22 protein-coding genes and 1 other RNA gene are annotated in these 23,158 nt (G+C 60.9%); 9 read left to right on the top strand and 14 right to left on the bottom strand.

Features of this window, described 5'->3' with window-relative positions; genetic code table 11:
* Positions 1 to 184: 184 nt before the first annotated feature.
* From FDY93_RS10765 to FDY93_RS10755, 3 genes are all read right to left on the bottom strand, one after another.
* Positions 185 to 3,217 carry an ImpA family metalloprotease gene (locus FDY93_RS10765; protein WP_138235739.1) on the bottom strand — a complete coding sequence of 1,011 codons (3,033 nt, stop codon included), beginning with the start codon at positions 3,215 to 3,217 and terminating at the stop codon, positions 185 to 187.
* A gap of 253 nt (positions 3,218 to 3,470) precedes the next feature.
* On the bottom strand, positions 3,471 to 4,445 hold the full coding sequence (locus FDY93_RS10760) for a hypothetical protein (protein WP_138235738.1): 975 nt from the start codon (positions 4,443 to 4,445) through the stop codon (positions 3,471 to 3,473).
* Positions 4,445 to 4,837, bottom strand: coding sequence for a hypothetical protein (locus FDY93_RS10755; protein WP_138235737.1), 393 nt, complete (start codon positions 4,835 to 4,837; stop codon positions 4,445 to 4,447). The genes FDY93_RS10760 and FDY93_RS10755 overlap by 1 nt, the downstream gene beginning before the upstream one ends.
* A 268-nt stretch (positions 4,838 to 5,105) precedes the next feature.
* On the opposite strand from FDY93_RS10755, the gene FDY93_RS10750 reads away from it, so the two are divergent.
* Positions 5,106 to 7,982 (top strand): M16 family metallopeptidase, encoded by a 2,877-nt coding sequence (locus FDY93_RS10750; RefSeq protein WP_138235736.1) that lies wholly within the window; start codon positions 5,106 to 5,108, stop codon positions 7,980 to 7,982.
* A 65-nt stretch (positions 7,983 to 8,047) separates the two neighbouring features.
* Positions 8,048 to 8,749: a glutathione S-transferase gene (locus FDY93_RS10745; RefSeq protein WP_138235735.1), complete on the top strand. Its 702-nt coding sequence runs from the start codon at positions 8,048 to 8,050 to the stop codon at positions 8,747 to 8,749.
* Between the two features lie 10 nt (positions 8,750 to 8,759).
* Here FDY93_RS10745 and FDY93_RS10740 read toward each other — a convergent pair whose 3' ends face one another.
* The 3 genes from FDY93_RS10740 to FDY93_RS10730 all read right to left on the bottom strand — a co-directional run bounded on the left by FDY93_RS10740 (position 8,760) and on the right by FDY93_RS10730 (position 10,756).
* Positions 8,760 to 9,002, bottom strand: a complete 243-nt coding sequence (locus FDY93_RS10740; protein WP_138235734.1) for a VF530 family protein — start codon at positions 9,000 to 9,002, stop codon at positions 8,760 to 8,762.
* A 76-nt stretch (positions 9,003 to 9,078) separates the two neighbouring features.
* A complete protein-coding gene (locus FDY93_RS10735) occupies positions 9,079 to 9,591 on the bottom strand; it encodes a cryptochrome/photolyase family protein (protein WP_138235733.1) in 513 nt (170 codons plus the stop codon).
* Positions 9,592 to 9,607: 16 nt separating this feature from the next.
* Positions 9,608 to 10,756, bottom strand: a complete 1,149-nt coding sequence (locus tag FDY93_RS10730) for an acyl-CoA dehydrogenase family protein (protein ID WP_138235732.1) — start codon at positions 10,754 to 10,756, stop codon at positions 9,608 to 9,610.
* Positions 10,757 to 11,009: 253 nt separating this feature from the next.
* Between FDY93_RS10730 and FDY93_RS10725 the strand changes: the two genes are divergently transcribed.
* A complete protein-coding gene (locus tag FDY93_RS10725; protein ID WP_138235731.1) occupies positions 11,010 to 12,242 on the top strand; it encodes an OmpA family protein in 1,233 nt (410 codons plus the stop codon).
* 72 nt (positions 12,243 to 12,314) lie between these two features.
* Here the strand turns inward: FDY93_RS10725 and FDY93_RS10720 are convergent, their stop codons facing one another.
* Entirely contained in the window at positions 12,315 to 13,367 is a 1,053-nt protein-coding gene (locus FDY93_RS10720; RefSeq protein ID WP_246068546.1) for an AraC family transcriptional regulator, read from the bottom strand.
* Positions 13,368 to 13,553: 186 nt separating this feature from the next.
* On the opposite strand from FDY93_RS10720, the gene FDY93_RS10715 reads away from it, so the two are divergent.
* The gene (locus tag FDY93_RS10715; protein ID WP_138235729.1) at positions 13,554 to 13,880 is read left to right on the top strand and encodes a helix-turn-helix domain-containing protein; all 327 of its coding nucleotides are present in this window, start codon (positions 13,554 to 13,556) and stop codon (positions 13,878 to 13,880) included.
* A gap of 12 nt (positions 13,881 to 13,892) precedes the next feature.
* Here the strand turns inward: FDY93_RS10715 and FDY93_RS10710 are convergent, their stop codons facing one another.
* The 3 genes from FDY93_RS10710 to rpiA form a co-directional block, all read right to left on the bottom strand.
* Positions 13,893 to 14,237: a DUF4168 domain-containing protein gene (locus FDY93_RS10710; protein WP_138235728.1), complete on the bottom strand. Its 345-nt coding sequence runs from the start codon at positions 14,235 to 14,237 to the stop codon at positions 13,893 to 13,895.
* Positions 14,238 to 14,463: 226 nt separating this feature from the next.
* The gene (locus tag FDY93_RS10705; RefSeq protein ID WP_138235727.1) at positions 14,464 to 15,090 is read right to left on the bottom strand and encodes a transglycosylase SLT domain-containing protein; all 627 of its coding nucleotides are present in this window, start codon (positions 15,088 to 15,090) and stop codon (positions 14,464 to 14,466) included.
* An 18-nt stretch (positions 15,091 to 15,108) separates the two neighbouring features.
* Positions 15,109 to 15,786: a ribose-5-phosphate isomerase RpiA gene (rpiA, locus tag FDY93_RS10700; RefSeq protein ID WP_138235726.1), complete on the bottom strand. Its 678-nt coding sequence runs from the start codon at positions 15,784 to 15,786 to the stop codon at positions 15,109 to 15,111.
* A gap of 162 nt (positions 15,787 to 15,948) precedes the next feature.
* On the opposite strand from rpiA, the gene ilvA reads away from it, so the two are divergent.
* Both ilvA and FDY93_RS19465 read left to right on the top strand, forming a co-directional pair.
* The gene (ilvA, locus tag FDY93_RS10695; protein WP_138235725.1) at positions 15,949 to 17,514 is read left to right on the top strand and encodes a threonine ammonia-lyase, biosynthetic; all 1,566 of its coding nucleotides are present in this window, start codon (positions 15,949 to 15,951) and stop codon (positions 17,512 to 17,514) included.
* Positions 17,515 to 17,877: 363 nt separating this feature from the next.
* Positions 17,878 to 18,018, top strand: coding sequence for a hypothetical protein (locus FDY93_RS19465; RefSeq protein ID WP_166214653.1), 141 nt, complete (start codon positions 17,878 to 17,880; stop codon positions 18,016 to 18,018).
* Between the two features lie 95 nt (positions 18,019 to 18,113).
* On the opposite strand, the gene FDY93_RS10690 is transcribed toward FDY93_RS19465, so the two are convergent.
* The 4 genes from FDY93_RS10690 to FDY93_RS10675 form a co-directional block, all read right to left on the bottom strand.
* Positions 18,114 to 18,704, bottom strand: coding sequence for a 5-formyltetrahydrofolate cyclo-ligase (locus FDY93_RS10690; protein WP_138235724.1), 591 nt, complete (start codon positions 18,702 to 18,704; stop codon positions 18,114 to 18,116).
* A gap of 68 nt (positions 18,705 to 18,772) precedes the next feature.
* Positions 18,773 to 18,952, bottom strand: a non-coding RNA gene (gene ssrS, locus FDY93_RS10685) — 6S RNA.
* Positions 18,953 to 19,107: 155 nt separating this feature from the next.
* The gene (locus tag FDY93_RS10680) at positions 19,108 to 19,422 is read right to left on the bottom strand and encodes a cell division protein ZapA (protein WP_138235723.1); all 315 of its coding nucleotides are present in this window, start codon (positions 19,420 to 19,422) and stop codon (positions 19,108 to 19,110) included.
* Positions 19,419 to 19,625, bottom strand: a complete 207-nt coding sequence (locus FDY93_RS10675; protein ID WP_138235722.1) for a TIGR02449 family protein — start codon at positions 19,623 to 19,625, stop codon at positions 19,419 to 19,421. The genes FDY93_RS10680 and FDY93_RS10675 overlap by 4 nt, the downstream gene beginning before the upstream one ends.
* Before the next feature lie 283 nt (positions 19,626 to 19,908).
* On the opposite strand from FDY93_RS10675, the gene FDY93_RS10670 reads away from it, so the two are divergent.
* From FDY93_RS10670 to FDY93_RS10660, 3 genes are read left to right on the top strand one after another with little or no spacing between them, the layout of a single operon-like run.
* On the top strand, positions 19,909 to 20,481 hold the full coding sequence (locus tag FDY93_RS10670; protein WP_138235721.1) for a UPF0149 family protein: 573 nt from the start codon (positions 19,909 to 19,911) through the stop codon (positions 20,479 to 20,481).
* Positions 20,482 to 20,494: 13 nt separating this feature from the next.
* Positions 20,495 to 21,829 carry a Xaa-Pro aminopeptidase gene (pepP, locus tag FDY93_RS10665; protein ID WP_138235720.1) on the top strand — a complete coding sequence of 445 codons (1,335 nt, stop codon included), beginning with the start codon at positions 20,495 to 20,497 and terminating at the stop codon, positions 21,827 to 21,829.
* 26 nt (positions 21,830 to 21,855) lie between these two features.
* Positions 21,856 to 23,097: an FAD-dependent monooxygenase gene (locus tag FDY93_RS10660; RefSeq protein WP_138235719.1), complete on the top strand. Its 1,242-nt coding sequence runs from the start codon at positions 21,856 to 21,858 to the stop codon at positions 23,095 to 23,097.
* Positions 23,098 to 23,158: the final 61 nt, after the last annotated feature.

Genomic DNA, 23,158 nt, shown 5'->3' with positions numbered 1-23,158 from the left:
GTCTGCGGGCCGTTTGACGTGTGTTATATCACGCAAGCCGTTGGCCGACGATAGTGCGTGCGCGGATATGTGGACTACGCCGATCCGGCGCTCTCGCTGGGGGCGCCTGTGGAAGCGGCGCGGGGAAAGGAGGGCGGCATTGGTTCTTGCCGCCCTCCCGAGGTTGTGGATCAGTCGGTTACTCTCAGTAAACCTGCTTGGCGTGCCCCGCCAGCGCATCGCAATAGCCGCTGTTGTTTGCGGGCATATAGAAGGCGCGGTCGACCGCCTCGTAATCAAAACTCGCCACCTGCGCATCGGCTTCCGCGCTGTAGCCCTGGCCGATCAGGTCGAAGTAGGGGCGGTAGTCCAGGCCGGTGGCGCGGCTGGCGGTGATCAGCAACCAGTCGTTGTTGTCGATGGCGTTGGCCTGGGTGCGGGTGTAGCTGCCGAAGCCCAGTGCGCCTTTGCCGGCGGCCCAGTCGGTGTCGTTGCCCTTCGCGGCGTTGAACGTGCGCTCGAGGATGTGCAGCCTCGGGATCAGGTTCCAGCCGTCCGCGAGGGCACCCTCCTCTTCGGCGTGCATCATCATTTCAATGATCAGGGCCACGCCGTAGTTCCAGCCGCTGTAGCCGCGGGCGGCCATATAGGCGGCGGGGTCGGGCTCACTCCGGCTGGCCTGGATGTCGGCACTGATGGTGTCAAACGGCAGGCTCTGGCAGTTGGCGGCCACACCGTCTTCGTCCTGCGCGCGGGATTTGGCGTAGTAGGAGTAGAAGTTGGTGGTGGCGTGGCCTTCAAAGCCGTTGAACTTGAAGCGGCCGCTCTCCACGGTGTGCCCGACTTCGTGCAGGTCGCCGTGGCCGAGGATGGAGAAATCCCAGGTGGCGTCGTAGGGGTTGCCGGAGCAGCCGGCACCGCAGGCGGACTGGTCCATATTGCCGTGGTGCACCTGGTCCCAGGTCGAGAGAGTGAAGCCGTTGCCGGTGGCGAAGTCGTGTATCTCCGGCATGGCGTCGATATCTTCGCCCTGTACGCCGGTGAGTATGCGGAAGTAGTTGTGGTGGTACTTGGTGAGATAGCGTTCCAGTTCGCTCGGGGTGTCCCAGCGGCTGTCGTCGGCCAGGGTGTTGGCCATGCGGCTGCCGAGGGAGTGGATCTCGAAGTAGTCGGTGGCGATCTCTGCCCAGTCGTACTGGTCGGAGCCCAGTGCCGCGGCGAACGCCGCGTCGTCACCGCCGGTTTTCCAGAAGGGGTGCAGGCCCACATTTTCGAAGACGAACGTCATGGCCGTACCCTTGTCGGCGAAGCCGATTTGCACCGGGCCGCCGTAGGGGGAGGTGAGTACCAGCGTTTCTCCGGCGTTTATCGGTATGCGCTGGGATTGCAGGAACTTGGGCCGCACGTAACCCCATGTGTTGCCGCTGGTCGAGGGGTACATATGGCGGGTGGAACCGTCGCGCTGGGTGTTGATGAACACGCTGGCGGCAACCCCGCTGTTGTTATCGGTGCGGGTGACGGTGAAGGTCTGGCCCGGCAGGGCGTAGACGCCGGCGGCGCGGAACGGGCGGCGGCTGGTGATGGCGACGGTTTTGTCCGCGGGCGTGATATGGCTGAAGTCGGAACGGCTGAAGCTGCCGAGGTCCGGTTGCCCTGGGTTGTGTGCGCGGGTGGTGTACACCATGCCGTCGGCGAAATAGCTTTTTAGGAAGTCGACCGTGGGGGTCTGGTCTTTCCACATGGGGAAGTCCACGGTTTCGCGGTACTTATCGGCAAGCAGGATCAGCAGTTTTTCGAGGTGGTATTTACCGGTTACCGCAAAGATATCCACAGCCCGCTGATCGAAGCGCAGGGGGATACCGCGCAGCGTATTGGCAATGGTGCGGAATTCGCTGTCGTAGGCCGGCAGGTTGCTGCAGTTGTTGTCCTCGTTGGCGCACTGGCTGATCTGGAAGCTAAAGCTGTTGTCCTTGAAGCGCCCTACCAGTCTGGCCACCCCGGTGAGGGTGGAGTGGCTTGCGCGCATGTCGGTGGCGGAGGTCCAATTGGCCGCGTCTTCCGAGAAGTAGTTGCCTGCACCGCCGGGGCTTTCCGTCTGCACCTCAAAAAAATGGAGGATGGGGTTGGTGAGCGCGGTGGAATTCCAGCTGTTGGTGTGCACATACAACAGCGACTGCTGGTTGGCCACCGCCTGCGCCAGCGCCGCGGAAACGGATGCCTCCGCCATGGCGGTATCGGCCGCGCCGGTGATGATCAGATGGGCACCATTGAGGCAGCCGGCCAGCTCGGCCTCGACGGTACAGCGGGTAATGGCGACGTTCGGGTTCTGCGCCTGCAGCCAGCGCTCACTGGCGTTCATGTTGCTGGAACTCATCTGCATCAGTGCAATGTTCACGGTGCCCTGGTTGGAAAGAGCCACGCCTTTCGGGGCCAGCAGCCAGTCGAGCAGGTTTACCATCGGCTGCGCAAATGCCGCGTGGCCGCCGCCATCGAGTTCGACAATCACATTGTCGCCAATGGCGACGGTGCGGTACTGGTCTTTATCGGTGGCGGTGACAAAGGTGTTGCCCTTGTTGCCGACCACCACTTGCAGCACGTCGCCGAGGCTGTCGAGTGAGAAGTAACGAGAATTCCTGCCGGGATCGAATACTACCGCGTCTGCCCCAAAGATTTCCTCGTGCAGTGCGGCAATGCTTTGCTGGCGTTCGGCAACCCGGTCGAGGATACGCTGTTCCAACTTGCTCGCGTCTGCCGGCAGAAGTGTGGGGTCGCCGGTGTGTACGGCTTCGGCGATGCGGTCTTTGAGGGTGACGGTGATGGTGTCGCTGTCGCTATCACTGGCATTGCTTGCGGTAAGGCGGAATTCGAAAGTCTCCGTCTGCATGGACGGCGCGTAAGTCACATCGGTCGCCGCCGCATTGGGTGTGGCAAAGGTCACGCTTGGGCCGGATACCTGCTGCCACTGGTAGCTGAGGGGGCCGTCGCCGGTTGCACTGCCGCTCAGGCGGAGCGCCTGGTCGTTGTACTGGGTGATCTGTTCCGGCAGATCCACGGAAAGCGGGGATGGGTTGGAGTCATCACCGCCGCCTCCACCGCCATTATCTCCGCCGTCGTTGCCGGGTGTTTCCACGCTGTCGCCCGGCGAGGCGTCGTCAGATGAGCCGCCACCGCCTCCGCAGCCGACGAGTACGAGGAGCGCAAATATCAGGAATGATTTTTTTATGTGGTGAGTGAGCATTGTGTTCCTTGATTGAAACTTCACATCCAGGTTCATTTTTTCAAGAGGGAACGCCGATTCTACGGGCGATTGAAGTGGCGCATTGTGCGCAATTCTTCACAACGCGCTTGCGCTCTGACGATTGGGGAAGGGTTTTTGGTGCGTTTGGGATATCGGTCATCTTTTGGAGGCGCTGACCGGGAATTGGTTGGCAGGGGCAAATAAGAACGGGCGCTGCAGCGCCCGTTTTTTAGTGGGTGAATATAGCCCGGGACTAGAGCTGGTAGCTCCAGCCCAGCTGCAGTATTTCATCGTCCACTCCAAACGGCAGCCGCCCGGAGGAATATCCCACGAAGGCGTAACCACGTTTGTTGTCGCTGGGCATACGCAGGGAGAACTGCGACAGGCGGCTGCGATGCAGGTTTGCGTCTTCGATGGCTGCCTCGGCATCAATTTCCCGGAAGTAGCGGTAGTCATACGCGAGGATCACGTCCTTGCCATCGAATTGCGCCAGTGGCGTGGTGAGGGATATTTCCGCGGCGCCGCGGTAGTAGCTGTCCAGTTTGCCCAGCAGTTGTTCGCGCACCGTGTCTTGCTGCGGGTCCACTTGCCCCGCGGTGAAGGATACGATCGGTTCCTCAAGCAGCAGGTCGTCACTGCCCGGGCGGCCGGTGGTGGCGCGGATGACACTCGGGACAAAATCCAGCAGGGAGTAAAATTGCCGGAATACATAGCTCTCGTGCGCCGATGGCATCTCCCACGCGGCGGTCAGGCCTGCGACGGTATTTTTGTTGGAGAAATCCTGGTCTGTCTCGTAGGTGAGTTCAGACATCAAGCGCCAACTACCGAAGGGGCATTTGTTGCGCGGCGGGGTATCTGTCACGGTGCCCGGCACCGTTCCCGGCACCGTTCCCGGCATCGTTCCCGGTTCAACCGCAATCGGGCCGCCGTCATCCAGCGGGACATCGTAGCAGTCGCCCGTGGTCACCAGTGAGACGTTCATGCCGAAGCTCATCAGGTCTTTTGCGCGAATCTCGTCATCGAACGAGTAGGTGCCGCGCGCGGAAAATTTCACGGCCCCGAGCTCGAGATCCTGCACATTGAAATCCACGCCGATACCGGTGCGCTGGTTTTCACTGGAAGTCAGCGAGACGAACTTGAATGTGTTTTTGTCCGTACTTTCCGCCGTCACGGCGGCCGCGCACAACATGCCAATGGCGCACAGGCCCGACTGAATGCGTCTGTTCATTACGCGGTCTCCAGTTCATCGGCAAACACCAGGTGCTCGTCCAGCAGTTCCGCCAGGTCATTCAGGGTTTTGCCTTCCGGGGCCTTGAACAGCTCCGCCAGTTTGGTTTCCAGGGCTTTGAGGCGCGATACACGGTCTTCGCCGGCGGGCAGGTTTTCGAATCCCGGGCGGTAGAATTGAAACAGGTAGGCGGTGAATTTGTCGGCCAGATTGACCGCTTTTATATCTTGATGCAGATCCGAGGCGTGCGGGTTGTAGTAGCGCAGCATGGCCAGTGAGTAAGTGCCGGCGCTGGTAAAAGGTGTCAGCTCCTGGTTGATCTGTGCCAGATCGTGATGCGCCAGAATGCCCCAGGCCGCACCGGCGGCCATGTTCTTTTTGTTCCATGACATAGGGATATCCCCTGATTATTGTTGTGTGGTCGTGCTGCATAGTGAGAATTGCGTCACACAGGAGGGTACTGTGCCCCACCTGTCGCGAAAAGAGCAATTCCGGGGCAGTGGGGAAATTTGGCGGCAATTTCGTTTTTTAGGGCGAGCGGACTACTGCCTTGGGCGACGCGGGCATCGGGCTTCGAGCGCGCTCTGTCTCCCGGTCGCTGTCGCCCGGCGCCGCCAGTCCTGCTATCTTCCAGCGCATCAAAACGCACAGGAAAGCACCATGTTCAGGAATCTTCTGGCCCCGGCAGCGTTCATTGCTGCGGCCATTGGTCTGGTCGGCTGTGACAGGCCGGCGAATGAGCCCGCCCCCAAATCCGCATCCCAGGCTGAATTCGCCATCGACTATCAACAGTTCCAGCTCGAGAACGGGCTCAACGTGCTGTTCCATGTGGACCGCTCCGATCCGGTGGTAGCGGTGTCGCTGACCGCGCATGTGGGCTCGGCGCGGGAGAAGGCCGGGCGCACGGGGTTTGCGCACCTGTTCGAGCACCTGCTGTTTCTGGAATCCGAGAACCTGGGCAAGGGCGGGCTGGATGCGATGAGTGCGCGTATCGGCGGTTCCGGGGCTAATGGTTCCACCTCTCGGGACGTCACTAATTACTACCAGACGGTGCCGAAAGACGCGCTGGAAAAGATGCTGTGGGCGGAGGCCGACAAGCTGGGCTGGTTCATCAACACGGTGACCGAGCCGGTACTGGCGAAAGAAAAGCAGGTGGTGAAGAACGAGAAGCGCCAGAGTTACGACAACCGCCCCTACGGCCACACCCAGTACGTGATCGACCGCAATCTGTACCCGGCGGACCACCCCTACCACTGGCAGGTGATCGGTTCGCTGGAGGATCTGCAGAACGCGACCCTCGACGACGTGAAGGAATTCTTCCGCCGCTGGTATGTGCCGAACAATGTGGTGCTGGTGGTGGCGGGGGATTTCGATACCGAACAGGCCCGCACGCTGGTGGAAAAATACTTCGGCGAAGTTCCCACCGGGCAGGCCATCGAGCGCGCGGCGAAGCAGCCGGCGGAATTGAGCAATTCCAAACGCCGCTATCACGAGGACAACTTCGCCCGCGAGCCCGCCCTGACCCTGGCGTGGCCGACGGTGGAACGCTACCACCCGGACAGCTATGCGCTGTCGGTGCTGACGGAATACCTGTCCGACGGCAAACGCGCGCCCCTGTACCGGGTGCTGGTGGAAGACCAACAGCTGACTGCCGACGTGAACATGGGCGGCTACGAATCGGAACTGGCGGGGCAAACCCAGCTGGAAGTGCAGGCGTTTGAGGGCCGCGATCTGGACGAGGTGTACGCGGGGATCGAGAAGGCGCTCGCGCTGTTCGAGAAAGAGGGCATTGCCGAGGAAGACCTGCAGCGGATAAAAGCGGGCCAGGAGGTGGCCTTCTACAACAGCCTGTCCAGTGTGCTGGGCAAGGGTTTCCAGCTGGCTCAGTATGAGGTTTACGCGGATAACCCCGGTTATGTCACCGAAGATATCCAGCGCTTGCTGGCCGTGACTGCCGAGGATGTGCAACGGGTTTACGAAAAATACATCAAGGGCAAGCCCTATGTGGCGGCGAGCTTTGTGCCCAAGGGGCAGAAGGAGCTGGCGCTGGCAGACTCCACCGTGGCGGAAGTGGTGGAGGAACAGATCGTCAACGGCGCCGAGGAGCAGTTTGATGCGTCCGCACAGGCGCAGTACGAGAAGACCGAGTCCCGCTTCGACCGCTCCAAAGAGCCGGCCTACGGCGATCCAGCCGAGACCGCGGTGCCGACGGTATGGCGGGATAAATTCGACAACGGCTTGGCGGTATACGGTATCGAAAGCAGCGAAGTGCCCACGGTCAATTTCAGCATCGTGGTCGACGGCGGCCAGCTGCACGAGCAGCTCGACAAGACCGGCGTGGCCAACCTCACCGCCATGTTGATGGAGCGCGGCACCGCCAAACGCACTCCGGAAGAACTGGAAACCGAAATCCAGAAACTCGGTGCCAGCATCAACGTGTCCGCCGGGCAGGACAGCTTCCGCTTCGACGTGACCACCCTGGCGCGCAACTTCAACGAGGTGTTCGCGCTGTTGCAGGAAATGCTGCTGGAGCCGCGCTGGGATGCGAAGGAACTGGAGCTGGCGAAGAAGAACGTCACCAGTCAGATCAAGCGTGCCGCCGCCGAGCCCAACGCCATCGCCAGCAAAACCTTTGCGCGGTTGCTGCACGGCAAGGACAGCATCCGCGGTCACAGCGGCCTCGGCACCGAGCAATCGGTGGCCGCCATCACCATGGACGATCTCAAGGCCTACTACAAAAATTACCTGTCGCCGTCCGTGGCGCGTGTGCATGTGGTGGGTGACATCAAACAGGCCGATTTCCACAGCGCACTGGCGGCTCTGGTGAAGCGCTGGCCGGCAAAGCCGGTCACCATCCCCGACCCCAAATCCGTTTCGGCGGAACCGGGTATTTATTTTGTTGATGTGCCGGGGGCCAAACAGTCCGTGCTGCGCATCGGTCGCCCGGCCATGAGCGCGCTGTCGCAGGATTATTACCCGGCGGTGTTCAGCAATTACATTCTCGGCGGTGGCGGCTTTGCCTCGCGCCTCACGCAACAGCTGCGCGAGGGCAAGGGCTACACCTACGGGATCGGTTCCAGCGTGTCTGGCGACAAGACCGAGGGTCGGTTCGCCATTGGTACCGGTGTGCGCGCGAATGTCACCGCGGAGTCGGTACAGCTGATCCGCGACATTCTCAAAGACTACGCGCCCACCTACACCGAACAGGATCTGGCGACCTCGCGCTCCTATCTGACCCGCAGCAACGCCCGTGCCTTCGAGACCGCCGGCGCCAAACTCGGCCTGCTGGAAAGCATGAGTAAATACCGCTGGCCCGCGGACTATGTGCGCGAACGCGAAGCCATCGCCAGAGCGATGACGGTAAAAGACGTGCAGGACATTGCCGACCGGTATATGCAGCCCGATTCCATGATCTGGGTGGTGGTGGGCGACCGCGCGAGCCAGTTCCGCCGCCTGGAACAACTGGGGCTCGGTAGGCTAACGTTACTGGAAGACGAAAAGCGGGTGGAGGACGCGGCATTGTCTGCTGTGGACTGAATCCCGCAAAGGCCCGGCGCTTTGCTGCGTCGGGCCGTTTCACGGAAGAAATCCCGGGAGGCACCATGGACTACAGGCTCTATTACTGGGACCTGCCGTTTCGCGGCGTATTTATCGAAATGCTGTTGGCGGATGTGGGTGCGGGCTACAGCAATCACGACGCCAGCGGCATTTACCCGGAGCGCAGTCTCAAACTTCACAATCCGGGCATGGCGCCGCCCTATCTCTACGACTACAAGTGCAAAAAATATTTCGCGCAGATGCCAGCCATCCTGATGCATCTGGCGCGGGACTATGACTATCTGCCAACCCGCGCCGAACTCCACACCCTGGCACTGAAGACCATCCTCGACTGCAACGACATCCTGCTGGAAATCACCAATTACCACGGCGTGAAAATGTGGGATAAAAACAGCTGGGAGGAGTTCCGCCACGGCCGCCTGGCGGAATGGATGCAGATATTCGAGCACACCGGCCGCGAACACGGGGTGAAGATCGGCGACGGTTATCTGCTGGGCCCGACCATTTCCGTGGCGGACATCGCCATTGCGGCACTGTTTGGTACCTTGCTGTATGCATTCCCCGCATTGCGACAAGATCTGCAGGACAATGCTCCGCACATCGCCCACTTGGTGGACAAGATCGAGGCGCGCGACTCCATCAAGGCCATGCTGGAAAAGCGCCGGGCGCACTGGGGACGAAACTACTGTGGCGGGCAGATAGAAAAGTCGCTGCGCAAGATGCTGCCGGAGGGCAGCGGAGACTGAAGCGGAAATCTCAGGGTTTGATCCAGGGATTGTCCTCGCAGAAGGTGGCGATATACAGCGCTTCCACCTTGCTGCGCGCCCAGGGCGTTCTGCGCAGGAATTTCAGTGTGGATTTCACCGACGGGTCGTTCTTGAAGCAGTTGATATCTATCCGCTCCGCCAGCCCTTCCCAACCGTAGTGCTCTTCCAGCGCTTCGACAATGTCGGCGAGCTTGACTCCGTGCAGCGGATTGTTCGGTTGAGCGTCTTGCATGTCGGTATTTCCCGGGCAGAGTGTTGAAATTTCCCCGAGGGGATTATGCGTCGGTGCCCCGCCGGTATCCACATTTTCAGTAGGCATCGGGGTTGCGGATGATGGCGCGGGCGCGCTGTTGCAGCGCGGCCAGCTCGTCGCGGCGGGTGAGGAAGTGCTCACTGTCATACGTCTGTGTTTCGATTCTCAGGTCATCGGCTAGCTGTTTGAGCTGCTGGTCGAGGCGGTATTCGTCGGGCAGCTGGTACTCGAATTTACGGATACCATGCTGCTGGATCAGGTTGGCAATATTGGTGCCGAGTTTCTGGGCGTTTTCCGGATGGTCGAGCCGGTAGTGGACGACTTGTTTACCGCGGACGCGCAACCATTCGGCGAAGGCCTCCATGGCCTCAAAAAAGGCGACCACCTTCTGGATATGGTGTTTTACATAGTCTGTTTCCTGGCGCATTTCAGCGATGAAGTACAGGGTGTCTTTATCGTCGCTGCGGTACCAGGAATGCTGGTGATTGAGCTGGTCGCCCATAATGAGTCGCAGGGTTTTCACGTTGGCGCGCCAGCTCGGTAATACAGACAACCGGGCTGTACGCATACCGGTGCTGACTGGATCATTTTTCCTTGAGCAACTCGCGGGAAATGATCAGTTTCATAATTTCGTTGGTGCCAGCGTAAATACGCTGCACCCGCGCGTCCGCCCAGGCGCGGGCGATGGGATATTCCCACATATAACCGAAGCCGCCGTGCAGTTGCATGCACTCGTCCAGTAGCTTGCACTGGAAGTCAGTGGCCAGCAGTTTGGCCTTGGCGGCGGTGGATACGTCTAGTTTTTCCTCGTAGTGCAGTTCCAGACAGCGATCGACGAATACGCGCAGCGCGCTGAGTTCGCTGTCCAGTTCGGCGAGTTTGAACTGGGTGTTCTGGAATGCGGCAATGGGTTTGCCAAAGGCCTTGCGCTCGCGCACATAGTCAATGGTCCAGCCGATGGCGGCTTCGCAATTGGCGATGGCGTTGAGCGCGACGCTGAGGCGCTCCTGGGGCAGTTCCTGCATCAGGTAGATGAAACCCTGGCCCTCGCCGCCGAGCAGGTTTTCCGCGGGGATCTTTACGTCGTCAAAGAACAGCTCGGAGGTGTCCTGGGCTTTCATGCCCACTTTTTCCAGGTTGGTGCCTTTCTTGAAGCCGGGCCAGGCGGCCTCTACCAGAAACAGGCTGGTGCCGGCGGCGCCGGCCGCGGCATTGGTTTTGGCCACCACCACCACTAGGTCCGCATGCTGGCCGTTGGTGATGAAGGTTTTTGATCCGTTTAGCACATAGTGATCGCCATCTTTCACCGCGGTGGTGCGCACGCCCTGCAGGTCCGAGCCGGCACCGGGTTCGGTCATGGCGATGGCGGTAACGATGTCGCCGCTGATACAGCCGGGCAGGTATTTCTGTTTCTGCTCCTCGGTACCGTAATTGACGATGTAGGGCACCGCAATGTCCGAGTGCAGCCCCCAGCCGATGCCGGTGAGCCCCTGGCGCGAGATTTCTTCATCCACGATGGCGTTGTAACCAAAGTCCAGCTCCAGGCCGCCGTAGGCTTCCGGCACCTGCGGGCACAGAAAGCCCATGGCACCGGCTTTGCGCCACAGTTCGCGGTCAACCTGGCCATCTTTTTCCCACTGGTGGTGAAACGGCGCCGCTTCGGTTTCGAGGAATTTACGCACGCTGTCGCGGAACTGTTCATGCTCGGGGGTGAATACGGTTCTTGGGATCATGCTGACTTCCGCTTATGGTGGCTTTTGTGGGGCTTCCGGTCTGGTGAAATGCGGTTCTGATAACTTAGCCCAAGTGGCTTCTATCGCCATGTCTTGATGCAGATTGAAGCGCCATTCGGAATCCTGCTAGATCTCCGGGAAGCTTATTCAGAATCAACCTAACCGGTGGATTTTGCTGCCGTACACTGTTGAGAGTGGCTCCGCTGGGAGCAATGGTCGCGCACAACGGCCACAAACAACGTGAGGTACACAAATGGCTGACAATCTTCTGGAAATGGCGGTTCGCCATTTGGGTTCATCTGGTCTCGGCGCTCTCGGTAACGCCCTGGGACTGCCGGAGGGGAAGAGTGAATCGGCGTTCTCGACCGGCGCTGCGACAGTGCTGGCGGGCATGCTGAACAAAGCCGGCAGTGAGAGCGGGCTGGGCACACTGCTGAATATGGCCACCAAAAGCAACAGTATGGACCTGTCGAACCCCGCCGATATTTTTACCAGCCCGGACAAAATGACCAGCCTGCAGGAAGTGGGGGGCAACCTGGTTGAATCCATATTCGGCGACAAGCGCGAGGGTGTTATCAGTACGCTGACCAATTCCCTGGGCTTGAGCGGCAGCAAGGCCACCAGCCTGTTGCGGATTGCTGCACCGGTGATCATGTCGCTGGTGGGCAAACTGGTGAAAAGCAAAGGGTTGAACATGGAGGGGCTGGCGGCGCTGCTGCTCGGCCAAAAGGCACATATCAAAGACAAGATTCCTCCGGGCCTGCTGAGCCAGCTCGGCGCGTCCAATCTGGATGAGCTCGCCGAGCGCACCGTGGTGGAAACCACGCCGCGTCCGACGGGAAAAGTAAGATCCGAACCGCCGCCGGCAAAAAACAGCGGCTGGGGCAAATGGCTGTGGCCACTGCTGATTGCTCTGGGCGTGCTGTGGGCACTGAACATGTGCGCGAAGAAAGAGCGGATGGATGATGGCACCGGTGCCGTGATCACCGAGCAGGACGAAGTGATCGTGGAGGAAACGCCGCCGACCCCGGACACTGCGACCACGCCAGTGCCCGATACCACCGAAGCGCCCGCCGCGACCGGTGACTTCGGCCAGCAGTTCCGCGACTATCTGGCCAATGCCAGCCGCGACCCGAACCGCGAATTCCCGCTGAATATCGAGTTTCCCACCGACGGCAGTATGCCCAATGCCGCGTCACTGCCGGATGTGCAGACGCTGATTGCGATCATGCAGGAAAACCCGGGTCTCGCCATCGCCATCGAAGGCCACACCGATTCGGACGGTGACGCCGGTGCGAATCAGAAACTGTCTGAATCCCGCGCCCAGGCGGTGATGAAAATGCTGACCGATGCCGGTATTGATGCAAGTCGTGTCACGGCAGTGGGGGTGGGGTCCGCTAACCCGGTTGCGGACAACAGCACCGAGGAAGGCAAACAGAAAAACCGCCGCATTGCGGTGAAGGTGACAACCTACGAGCAGCAGTGACCGCAGCTCGACGTTCGTGGAAAAACCCGCGGTTCGCCGCGGGTTTTTTGTGCACAGAAATAAATGGAACAGTCAGCTGCGGTGTTTTTCCCGGTAGGCGCCGGGGGCGAGGCCGGTCCATTTCTTGAAGGCGCGGTTGAACGCGCTGGGCTCGGAAAAGCCCAGGCGCTCAGCGATTTCCGCCACGGCAGTTTCCTGTTGCTTCAGTTGGTACATGGCCATGTCGCGGCGCACCGAATCCTTGATGTCCTGCCAGCTGTTACCTTCGTCTTTCAGGCGCCGGCGCAGAGTCTGCGGCGAGGTGAACAGGCGCTCAGCCACGTCGTCCAGGGAGAGGTTTTCGATACTGTTGTGGCTCTGCAGCATGCGGCGGATGCGGCCGGTAAAGCTGTTGTCGGATTTGTACTGGGCGAGCAGGCACTCGGGTGCGCGGGCGAGAAAATCACTCAGCTGCTGCGCGTCGCGCACCAGCGGCATGCCGAGATAGCGGGTGTTGAACACCAGGCATGTTTCCCGTTGCTGGAAGTAGTGGCGGCAGGGAAACATATCGTTGTACTCCTCGTCGTAATCCGGCGGCGGAAATGCGAGGTGCACCCGTTCGAGCAGTATGGTGCGGTCGATCAGCCAGCTGAAAAACCGCAGCCAGATCACCGCGAGGGACTCGACGAAATTCTGGTTCGGCAGCTGCTTGTGGTTGCCGTGATGGAAGATCAGTTTGGCTTCCTCACCGTCTTCCACCAATTTGATATGCAGATCGTCGCTCACCATGGCGACGAAGCGCGCGGAGCGCCGCAGCGCGCGGCGCAGGGTGGGACAGTCGAGGGTGGCATGGCCCATCATGGCGAAGGTGCCGGGCAACCAGGGGCGCGCCAGGTAGCCGCCGGATTCGTCGTTGAGCTGGTCCCACAGCAGCCGCAGTAGCCGCGCCAGCTGTTCGCGGCCGATGCGGGCGTCTGCCTCGCGCACACTGGCAGGGGTAATACCGGCGTCCAGCAGCAACTGGTCGCAGTCAACGCCGGCGGCGCGGGCGCCGGCCAGATGCGCGAAAACCGCGGCGGCGAGAATGCCGTGCGCCTCAAAGCCGGGGGCGGCTTCGTAATCTGTTGTTATGGAATCTGTCTCCACGGTCACACTTCCCGATGGCGGCATCTGTAATGTATGTGACTGGATTATGCAAAAGAGTGCATAAAAAGTCCCGCCCCGAAACAGTGCGGTGCGGCGAATGGGCGTCTGCGGCTTGCGGATGTGGGTATATGGTGTGCTACAAATGACCGCAGAATACCTGATTCATACCGGAACAGTGGAGCTGTCATGGCCGCGAATGCTTACCGCGAACTCAATCCCACCATCTGCCGCCGCCTGCTAATCGCCTATCTGATCGAGCGGCTGCCGCGCCCCAATAATCCCGCGCTGGAAGAAGTGACGGGCTGGCCCCGCCGCACCATTCAGGACGTGATTGCCAAGGGGTTACCGGGGCACGGAACCCTGGTGGAGTTTGTGCAGGAGGGGGTGCGCAATAACGATGGTTATTACGTGCTGAAAGACTGGGGATCAATTGACGGCGACTGGGTGCGCGCCCACCTGGACGCAATCGCCCGGGTGCTGGAGCTGGCGCCGGAGCGATTGCCGGCGCCATAGCGGTTTTGGGCGTTACTGGGCGGCGGCGGTTTTCTGCAGTATCTCGTTTACCCTCTGCAACAGCTCCGGGTCGCTGCGCAGTTTGGTGGCAATCTCCTGGTACTGCTCCTTGCTCAGTCCCGCGCCCTGCACCGCGGACAGCATTTTCGCCTGGGCTTCCACATTGATGGCCTCGGCGGCGGCCGCATCGGCGGCGGTCTTGATCTTGGGGGCATACTCCTGGCTCAGGACCACGATGGAGCGGTAGGCGTCGGCAAATTTCTGCAGCTGCGCGTCGGACACGGCAGTTTCCGCAAAGGCACTGGAAACAGCGAGAGCCAGGGCGAGTGCGGCGGAGTAAATGGCGGTTGGCTTCATGAGCACCTCGGTTTATGGAGATTGCGCTTCTGTGCATCGTGCACGCCCAGCGTCGCGTGAGGGCTACAGGCCTTGGTAACGATCTAGCAATAACTATCTGGCAATAACTATGCGTTGTAGCAAAGCGCTGTCTTGCAAAGGGTAGTTGGTATTCCGGCGCGGTTGCGTTTTTTGCCGCCAGTCTGCGCGTCCCTGCGTCAGACCGTTGGCAGGCGGGGGTAGGGGTTTAGAAAATACCGAGGAATTTTTTCCGCTTTTTCAGCGAGGCCTCGCAACTGTTCAATTGCTGCTGATAGGTCTGTGCCCGCGACGATACCTTGTGGGCCACGTTCTGTAGCCATTTTTTGTTGCGGTAGGTGCGGCGGTTAAAACCGCCCTGACCCTCGTGATAGGCGAGATACAGGTGGTAGGTGTCGTTGGGCTTGATTTTGCACTGGCGTTGACTGGTGTTGTGGTACCAGCCAACAAAATCGATGGCATCGGCGAAATCGTCGCGGTCAGCGCCATAGCTGCCGGTGGCGCGCTGGTAGCCTCTCCAGGTGGTGCCGAGTGCCTGGGAGTAGCCGTAGGCATCGGACGGACGCGGGCCGGGAATGATCCACAGGATCTTGGTGCGCGGTGGCTTGGCATCGTGCACAAAGCGGGATTCCTGGTGCAGCGTGGCCATCATGGTGGCGATGGGGGTATTCCACTTGCGCGAGGATTTGGCGGCATCGTGATACCAGTCGTCCTTTTCGCGAAAAATTTCGCACAGGTCGTCGGTATTACTGGGCGGTGTGGTGGCGCAGCCCGCCGCCAGAAGCACTGGCAGGGCGAGAAGCGCCAAGGTTAATTTTTTATATTTATCAATCATCAGATCACAGGCAGGTCATTAAATTTTTGATTTGATGGTCTTCACGCCGTCGGCGGTGCCGAGCAGCAGGATATCCGCCGGGCGCGCGGCAAACAGGCCGTTGGTGACGACGCCGGTGATGTTGTTGATGGCCTCTTCCAGCGCCAGCGGTTTGGCGATCTGCATATTGTGCACGTCGAGGATGACATTGCCATTGTCGGTGGTCACTCCTTCGCGGTACACCGGGTCACCGCCCAGCTTGACGATTTCGCGGGCCACGTAAGAGCGCGCCATGGGAACTACCTCCACCGGCAGCGGGAAGTTGCCCAGTACTTCCACCCACTTGCTTTCATCGGCAATGCAGACAAACTCATCAGAGCAGGCCGCGACGATTTTTTCCCGCGTGAGTGCCGCGCCGCCGCCCTTGATCAGTTGCAGCAGCGGGTTGGTTTCATCGGCGCCGTCCACGTAAACGCGCACGCTGTCGACGGCATTGAGGTCGTAGACCGGGATGCCGTGGGACTTGAGCCGCTCGGCGGAGGCCTCGGAGCTGGCCACGGCGCCATCAAACAGGCCCTTCTTCTCCGCCAGGAAGTCGATGAAGTAGTTGGCGGTGGACCCGGTGCCAACACCGACAATGGTGTCCGCGTCCAGCATGGGGGTGATGTATTCCACCGCGGCGCGCGCGACGGCCTGCTTGAGTTGATCCTGATTCATGGGCTTCCTGGGTCCTTATTTACGGGGTTAGCGCAATATTTGTCATTAAAATACCCGCTTGCGAATATTTTTTCGCGCAAAAATGGCTTAAAAGTGGCTTTGCTGCTGTATAGCGATTAGACTGGCGGGCTCGTTAACATTCATCGGCTGCCGATTTCTGCCATGCCCAAGTCCTATATAAAGCGCATTCTAGACGCGCGTATTTACGATGTCGCCATAGAAACCCCGCTGGAGCCCATGCGCCAGCTGTCCTACCGCTTTGGCAACCGCATTCTGCTGAAGCGCGAAGACCTGCAGCCGGTGTTTTCCTTCAAGATTCGCGGTGCCTACAACAAGCTGCTCAAGCTTGCGCCGGAGCAGCGCGCCAGGGGGGTGATCTGCGCCTCCGCCGGCAACCACGCGCAAGGCCTGGCACTGGGAGCCCAGCAGCTGGGTGTGCGCGCCACCATTGTGATGCCTTCCACCACACCGGCGATCAAGGTAAACGCGGTGCGCATGCGCGGCGCGGAGGTTGTCCTGCATGGCGACACCTTCGATGAGGCGGCGGCGCGCGCGCGGGAACTGGTGGAAGAACGCGGGCTGGTATTTATTCACCCCTATGACGATCCGGATGTCATCGCGGGGCAGGGCACGGTGGCCATGGAGCTGCTGCGGCAGCACCCGGGCAACCTGGATGCGGTATTCATTCCCGTGGGTGGCGGCGGCCTCGCCGCGGGCATGGCCGCCTACATCAAGTATGTGCGTCCGGAGATCAAGGTTTTCGCGGTAGAGCCGGAAGACGCGGCCTGTCTCAAGCTGGCGATGGACGAGGGCAATCGCGATGGGCGGCTGCCCCAGGTGGGGCTGTTCGCCGACGGTGTGGCGGTGGCGCAGATTGGCGAGGAAACCTACCGCGTGCTGCGCGAGACCATCGACGGTGTTCTCACCGTGACCACCGATGAGATCTGCGCGGCGATCAAAGACATCTTTGAAGACACCCGCTCCATTGCCGAGCCCGCCGGTGCGGTGGGGCTCGCGGGGCTGAAGAAATACGCGGAGCAGCAGGGGGAGCAGAACCTGACCCTCGCCACCGTGTGCAGCGGCGCCAATACCAACTTCGACCGCCTGCGCTACATCAGTGAGCGCACCGAGATTGGCGAGAAGCGCGAGGCGGTGCTGGCCGTGACCATTCCGGAGCAACCCGGCAGTTACCTGCAATTCTGCCGCGACCTGGGCGACCGCTCCATCACCGAGTTTAACTATCGTTTTGCTGGCGGCGCCGGGCGTTTTGCTGGCGGCGCCGGGCGATCCGGCAACAGCGGGGAAGCGCATATCTTCGTCGGTATGCAGGTCGCGACGGATACGGACCGCGCGCAGCTGGTAGCGCAGTTGCAGGACAAGGGCTATCAGGTCGCGGATCTCACCGACAACGAGATGGCCAAGCTGCATATCCGCCATCTGGTCGGCGGGCGCGCACCGGGGATAAACGACGAGGTGGTGTACCGCTTCGAGTTTCCCGAGCGCCCGGGAGCGCTGCGCAAGTTCCTTGAGCAGCTGGCGGGGCGCTGGAACATCACCCTGTTCCACTACCGCAACCACGGCGCGGCCTATGGGCGGGTACTGGTGGGCTTGGCGGTGGCGGAGGACGAGCGTCCGGCACTGAAAGCGCTCCTCGACCAGCTGCAGTATCCCTTCTGGGAAGAGACCGATAACCCGGCCTATCGCCTGTTCCTGTCCCAGTGTGAGTGAATTCTGATGCTGTCGGCAGATTCAACGGTGAGCGGTTCACCTGTTTTTGCGGTGAGTAGTTCACACTCCCGGATCTGTCGAACTTGTATTTTTGAAAACGTGACATTTCTCTCAAAAAAAAGTGCTTGACGGGTTACTATTTGGCCACCGATCGAGTATCTTTTGAGCACTGTTCAGCCCTTGAGCATCAGGTGAAAGCGGCGGGCTGCCGCGGGTATTTTTTACCGCCTGCGGTGGAACTTCCCTCCTGTCTCAGGTCTAACAGCGCACCGGCGGCGTAGATCGCCGGGCAAAAAGAACTCGGTTTAGAAGTTCGATAACGATTCAAAAAACAAGAATTCGATACCTTACAGGATGGTCCCCATGAAACCCGATGCATTGACACTCGCGGTAGTTGTCTTTGTTGCGGGCGTGTTGCTGAGCAGCAGCGGTTTGACCGAGGTGTTCTCTTCCGATCAGGAAGAAGCGCCTTCAGCCCTGCAGCAGGGCGTGGTCACTCGCTGATCGCTTCCGGCCGCACGCCACAAAAAAGCCGAACCCCAGACTCTGTGGTTCGGCTTTTTTGTGCCTGTAGGAAATGTGGGGGGAGGTGGCTGCGGTCAGCCGCAGCGGTACAGGCGCTCGTCGGTGGCCACCAGCACCAGCGGGATGTCCCAGCTTTCCAACGGCAGCTGCGCCACGCACTGCAGCTGATGTGCGATACCCACGAGCACCGGACCCTCGCCGGGATTTCTTCGCTTGAAGGCGAAGCTGCGGTCGTAGTAGCCGCCCCCCATGCCGAGGCGTGCACCTTTCGGGTCGAAGGCCACCAGCGGCAGCAGTACCAGATCCAGCTGCGCCGGCGTGCGCTGCTCGCTGCGACCGGCAATCGGCTCGGGAATACCGTAGCGGTTGCGAAAGCGCAGGCGGGCACCCGGCGGCCAGTGCCGGAAGGTCATGGTGTTGCGGGAGGCACGCGGCAGCACGGGAAGATAAAAGCGCTTGTGTGGGAAGCGCTGCAGCAGCGGGCGCGGATCGATTTCACCGTCCATCGGCCAGTAAATGCCAATGTGCTGCGCGCGCTTCAGCTCCGGGCTCAACGCCAGGCGCGCGCACAGTCGCTGGCTGGCCAGGCGCTGCTGGTAGAGGCCAAGCGCACGGCGCGCGGCGCGGATCTGCTGGCGCAACTGTTGCTTGGAGGGCGCGGGCATAGGTGTCTGGCAATCTGGGTGCGGATATCCGGTTGCCTGGCGGAGCCAGTACCGGGGAAGGAAGAATCAGGAGCCCCGAAATGCGGCTGAAGACGTAGCCTTGAACCGTAAGGCTCAAGGTGGGGGCTCCCGGAATGCATTAGGCTTTCCGCTACAAGGCGGACTTGCGCACCAACATCCGCTGGAAGCCTCCAGGGTAGAATTATCGGCTCGAGGACATAGTCAACTGGCCAACACTTCAGGGCGAGTGGGAAGTATACCTCTTCGAGCCGGTATTGGCTAAACGCACTTTCGCGCCAAATTGTGCTTTTTCGCGATAGTCAAGTTTGCCTGCAGCCGGGAAACGCTAAAGGTTTCCCGCAGCGAGGAGGACGTGTAAAAAATTGGGGAAAACGGTTGTGGATCAGGCTTTGTCGATTTTCGCCAGCGCGGCCTGAACTTTTTCGTGCAGGCGGTCGAGCATTTGCTCCTCCACCGGCTGACGCGCCAGCTCGGCCTTGGCCTGGATTAATTCGTGAGCGATATTCAGTGCCGCCATTACCGCAATGCGCTCGGCACCGATCACGGAACCACTGAGACGAATTTTTGCCATGCGCTCGTTGAGCAGCTTTGCGGATGCCTGCAGCCCGGCCTGTTCTTCTTCCGAGCAGGCAACGCGATACTCTTTGTCGAGGATCGTTACGGCTACGGCGGAAGAATTGTATTTTTTGCTGCTCATGAGGTTTCTTGGCTCAGGCCTTTGAGCCGGCTGATCATGGTCTCAACCCGGCTGCGGGCCACTTCATTGTTTTTGATCAACCGTTGGCGTTCGCGCTGCCACTCGCTTTCCTGCTCGCGCAGCATGCGATTGTCCGCCGCCAACTGCTGGCACTGTTGTATCAGGGAGTCCAGCTGGTGTTCCAACGCCTGTAGTTTGTCCATAATTCCTGCGTATTCGATGCGCCGCCTGCTCCTGTGACCTGCGCAAGCTGGGGGATTCCGCTACTATATTGCCGGCGTATTTGGGGGTCAATTCTCCCGTACGGCCAAAAAATCAGTTCGCACATTCGTTTTCCACCTCCGTATTGTCCGGCAGTGCCGGCGCCATTTCCCGGGTACCGTTCAAATTTCGGGCGGAAAAATGGCGTAACTAATGTGTGTGTTCATTGAACAGCCATAAGCGTATGGCGTTCGAGTCTGCCCGCTACTGCGTCAGGAGTCGTTTATGTCCGCACCCCAATTATCCTTCGACGATCTCGCCAATCAGATATTGGCGGCCGGGGGCGGCATTGGCCCGAGCGAACTGCACGGTTTCATCTGCGGGTTGCTTGCGGCCGGGGCGCGCCCGGACAAGTCCCGATGGCACAGAGAACTGGCGGAGTTTCTCGACCTGGATGCGATCCCCGCGGATCTTGCGCGCAACGCCCTGGCGCTGGCGGAGCAAAGCGAGCGGGATCTCGGCGACCGGAATTTTTCCTTCCAGCCACTGCTGAGTGGCAGTGAGGAACTGGCCGAGCGCGGACAGACCCTGTGTCTCTGGTGCGAGGGGTTCCTGCACGGCTTTGGCATCGGCAAATATACCGGCGAGTTGCTGCCCACCAGCAGCGAAGCGCTGCGGGATCTGGCGGAAATCGCCCAGTTGGATGCGGCTTCCATGGAAAACGGTGCGGAGCAGGAGCGCGAGCTGTTCGAAGTCCAGGAGTATGTGCGCATGGCGGCACTGAATATATTTATCGAGTGCAGCCCATCTCCCGCGAACGGGAGCGACGGCTCCGTCTCCGGCCCCACCCTGCACTGACTGGCTGCCGCCGATGAGTATCAGCAAGGCCGAATACGCCCGCCGCCGGCAGCGCCTGGTCGAAGGGCTGCCGCCGAACAGTCTTGCCATTGTTCCCGCGGGGCGCGAGCAGCTGCGCTCGCGCGACACCTATTTCCCCTTCCGCCAGGACAGCGACTTTCTCTATCTCACCGGTTTCGGTGAACCGGAATCCCTGCTGGTGCTGGTGCCTGGGCGCGGTGCCGGTGAAACGCTGTTGTTCTGTCGCGAGCGCGATGTGGAAAAGGAAATGTGGGACGGTCCACGCCTCGGTCCTGAGCGTGCCGCCGAGGCCTGTGGTCTGTGCGACGCATTTCCCATCGGCGATCTCGACGATATCCTGCCGGGGCTGATGGACGGGCGGGATTTCATTTACTACACCATGGGGCGCTACCCGCAGCTGGACCGGCGCCTGCAAGGTTATCTGAAAGCGATTGAGCAGGCTCCCGGGAGCTGTCTGCCGCCGGAAATGGTCAGTCTTGATCCTCTGCTGCACGATCTGCGCCTGTTCAAGAGCGCCGCAGAAATCCGCCTGATGGCCCGCGCCGCCGAGATCAGTGCCGCGGGCCACCGCCGCGCTATGCAACGCTGTCGCCCGGGGATGTACGAATACCAGTTGGAGGCGGAGCTGCTGCACACTTTTGCGACTCTGGGGGCCCGCGAGCCCGCCTACCCGAGTATTGTCGGCGGCGGGCGCAATGCATTGGTGATGCACTACATCGCCAACAGCGCACCACTCAAAAATGGCGATCTGGTATTGATCGACGCCGGCTGTGAATACCGCGGTTACGCGTCGGATATCACTCGCACCTTCCCGGTCAACGGGCGCTTCAGCGGTCCGCAGAAGGCGGTGTATGAAGTCGTACTCGCCGGCCAGCAGGCGGCCATCGATAGCATCGCGCCCGGCAGCGACTGGGACCGCCCCCATCTCGCCAGCGTCGAGGTGATCGTACGCGGTCTGAAAGACCTGGGGCTGCTGAACGGCGACGTTGATGGTCTGATCGAGTCCGGCGCCTATCGCCGTTTCTATATGCATCGCGTGGGCCACTGGCTGGGAATGGATGTGCACGATGTGGGCGATTACAAGGTGCACGGCCAGTGGCGCCAGTTGGAGGTCGGTATGGTGATGACGGTGGAGCCGGGGATTTATATCGGTACGGAGGACGGCGCGGTGCCGGAGAAATTCCGCGGTATCGGCATTCGCATCGAAGATGATGTGGCACTCCTGAAAGACGGCGCGCAGGTACTCTCCGCGGGCGCGCCGAAAACGGTGGCGGATATTGAATACCTGATGCGCGAAGGCGACCTGATCCAGGAGGCGCTGCTGTGACCGATCCGCGAACCCAGACAAGTTCAATGCCTATAACACATACCGATGTCGCGATTGTCGGCGGCGGCATGGCGGGCGCCTGTCTCGCGCTGCTGTTTGCGCACCACTGCCCGCAACTGCGTGTCACCCTCCTGGAGCGACAGCCGCTGCCAGACAGCAGTGCGGCACTGAACCTGCCGAGTTTTGATACCCGCGCTACCGCCATCGCTGCCGGCAGCCTGCGAATTTTTGACGAACTGGGGTTGTGGCCGCAGTTGCGCGAATTCGCGGCGCCGATCACGCGAGTCCAGGTATCCGACCGCGGCCACAGTCTCGGTGCCAGCCTGGATGCGGGGCGGGAAACGGGGGCGAGCTTCGGCGGAATGCTCGGCGCGGTGATCGAAAACGCCGCCCTCGGGCCGCTGCTCTATCGCGCACTGGGAAACACGTCGACAGAAATTTTGGCGCCAGCGGATGTCTCTTCGGCAACCATGACCGCCGCAGGTGCCACACTCACGCTGGCGAACCGCGGTGAGCAGTTGCATACCCGGTTGCTGGTGGTGGCGGACGGTGTCGGCTCCCCCCTGTGCCGCCAGTTGGGGATTGCCAGCGACGAAGTGGACTATCAGCAGGAGGCCCTGGTCACCACCGTCGGCCTGCAGCAAGACCACGCCGGTGTGGCTTTCGAGCGCTTCACCGACAGCGGCCCCATGGCGCTGCTGCCCCTGCCGCGGCGCGACGGTATACACCGCGCGGCGCTGGTGTGGACCTGCGAGCGGGCCGACCGCGCGCGTCTCGAGGCGCTGCCGGAAGCGGAATTCATCCAGCACCTGCAGCGCGCCTTTGGCTGGCGTGCGGGCCGATTCCTGCGCGCGGGGCGGATACAGGGCTACCCGCTTAAACTGTCGCTGGCGCGCGAGCAGGTGCGCCGCGGACTCGCGCTGGTGGGCAACTGCGCCCACTTCCTGCACCCGGTGGCGGGACAGGGCTTCAACCTGACCCTGAGGGATTGCGAGGCGCTGGCCCGCACGATTGCGCGAACGATGGCGCCGCAAGCCCCGGAATCCGGGCAAGCCGACCCCGGCGAGCTAGACTTACTTGAGGCTTATTGGCGCGAACGTCAACATGACCAGCGGCTCACCATCGGCTTCAGCGACCGGATTCCGCCGCTGTTCGCCTCCCGCAGCCTGCTGACGGCTGGCCTGCGACAGGCGGGACTGCTTGGTCTCGCGCTTGTTCCGACGCTGCGAACGGCATTTGCCCGTCAGGCGGCTGGGCTTGCGCCATAAGCACACTATAACGGTGCAGATCGCAGTTGCGGATTGGGGATGATTCGAGTCCGGCACGCGA

The organism is Microbulbifer harenosus, from assembly GCF_005771435.1.
Lineage (GTDB): Bacteria > Pseudomonadota > Gammaproteobacteria > Pseudomonadales > Cellvibrionaceae > Microbulbifer > Microbulbifer harenosus.
Note: the sequence above shows the minus strand (reverse complement) of the source record. Positions and strands in the feature narration are given on the sequence as shown.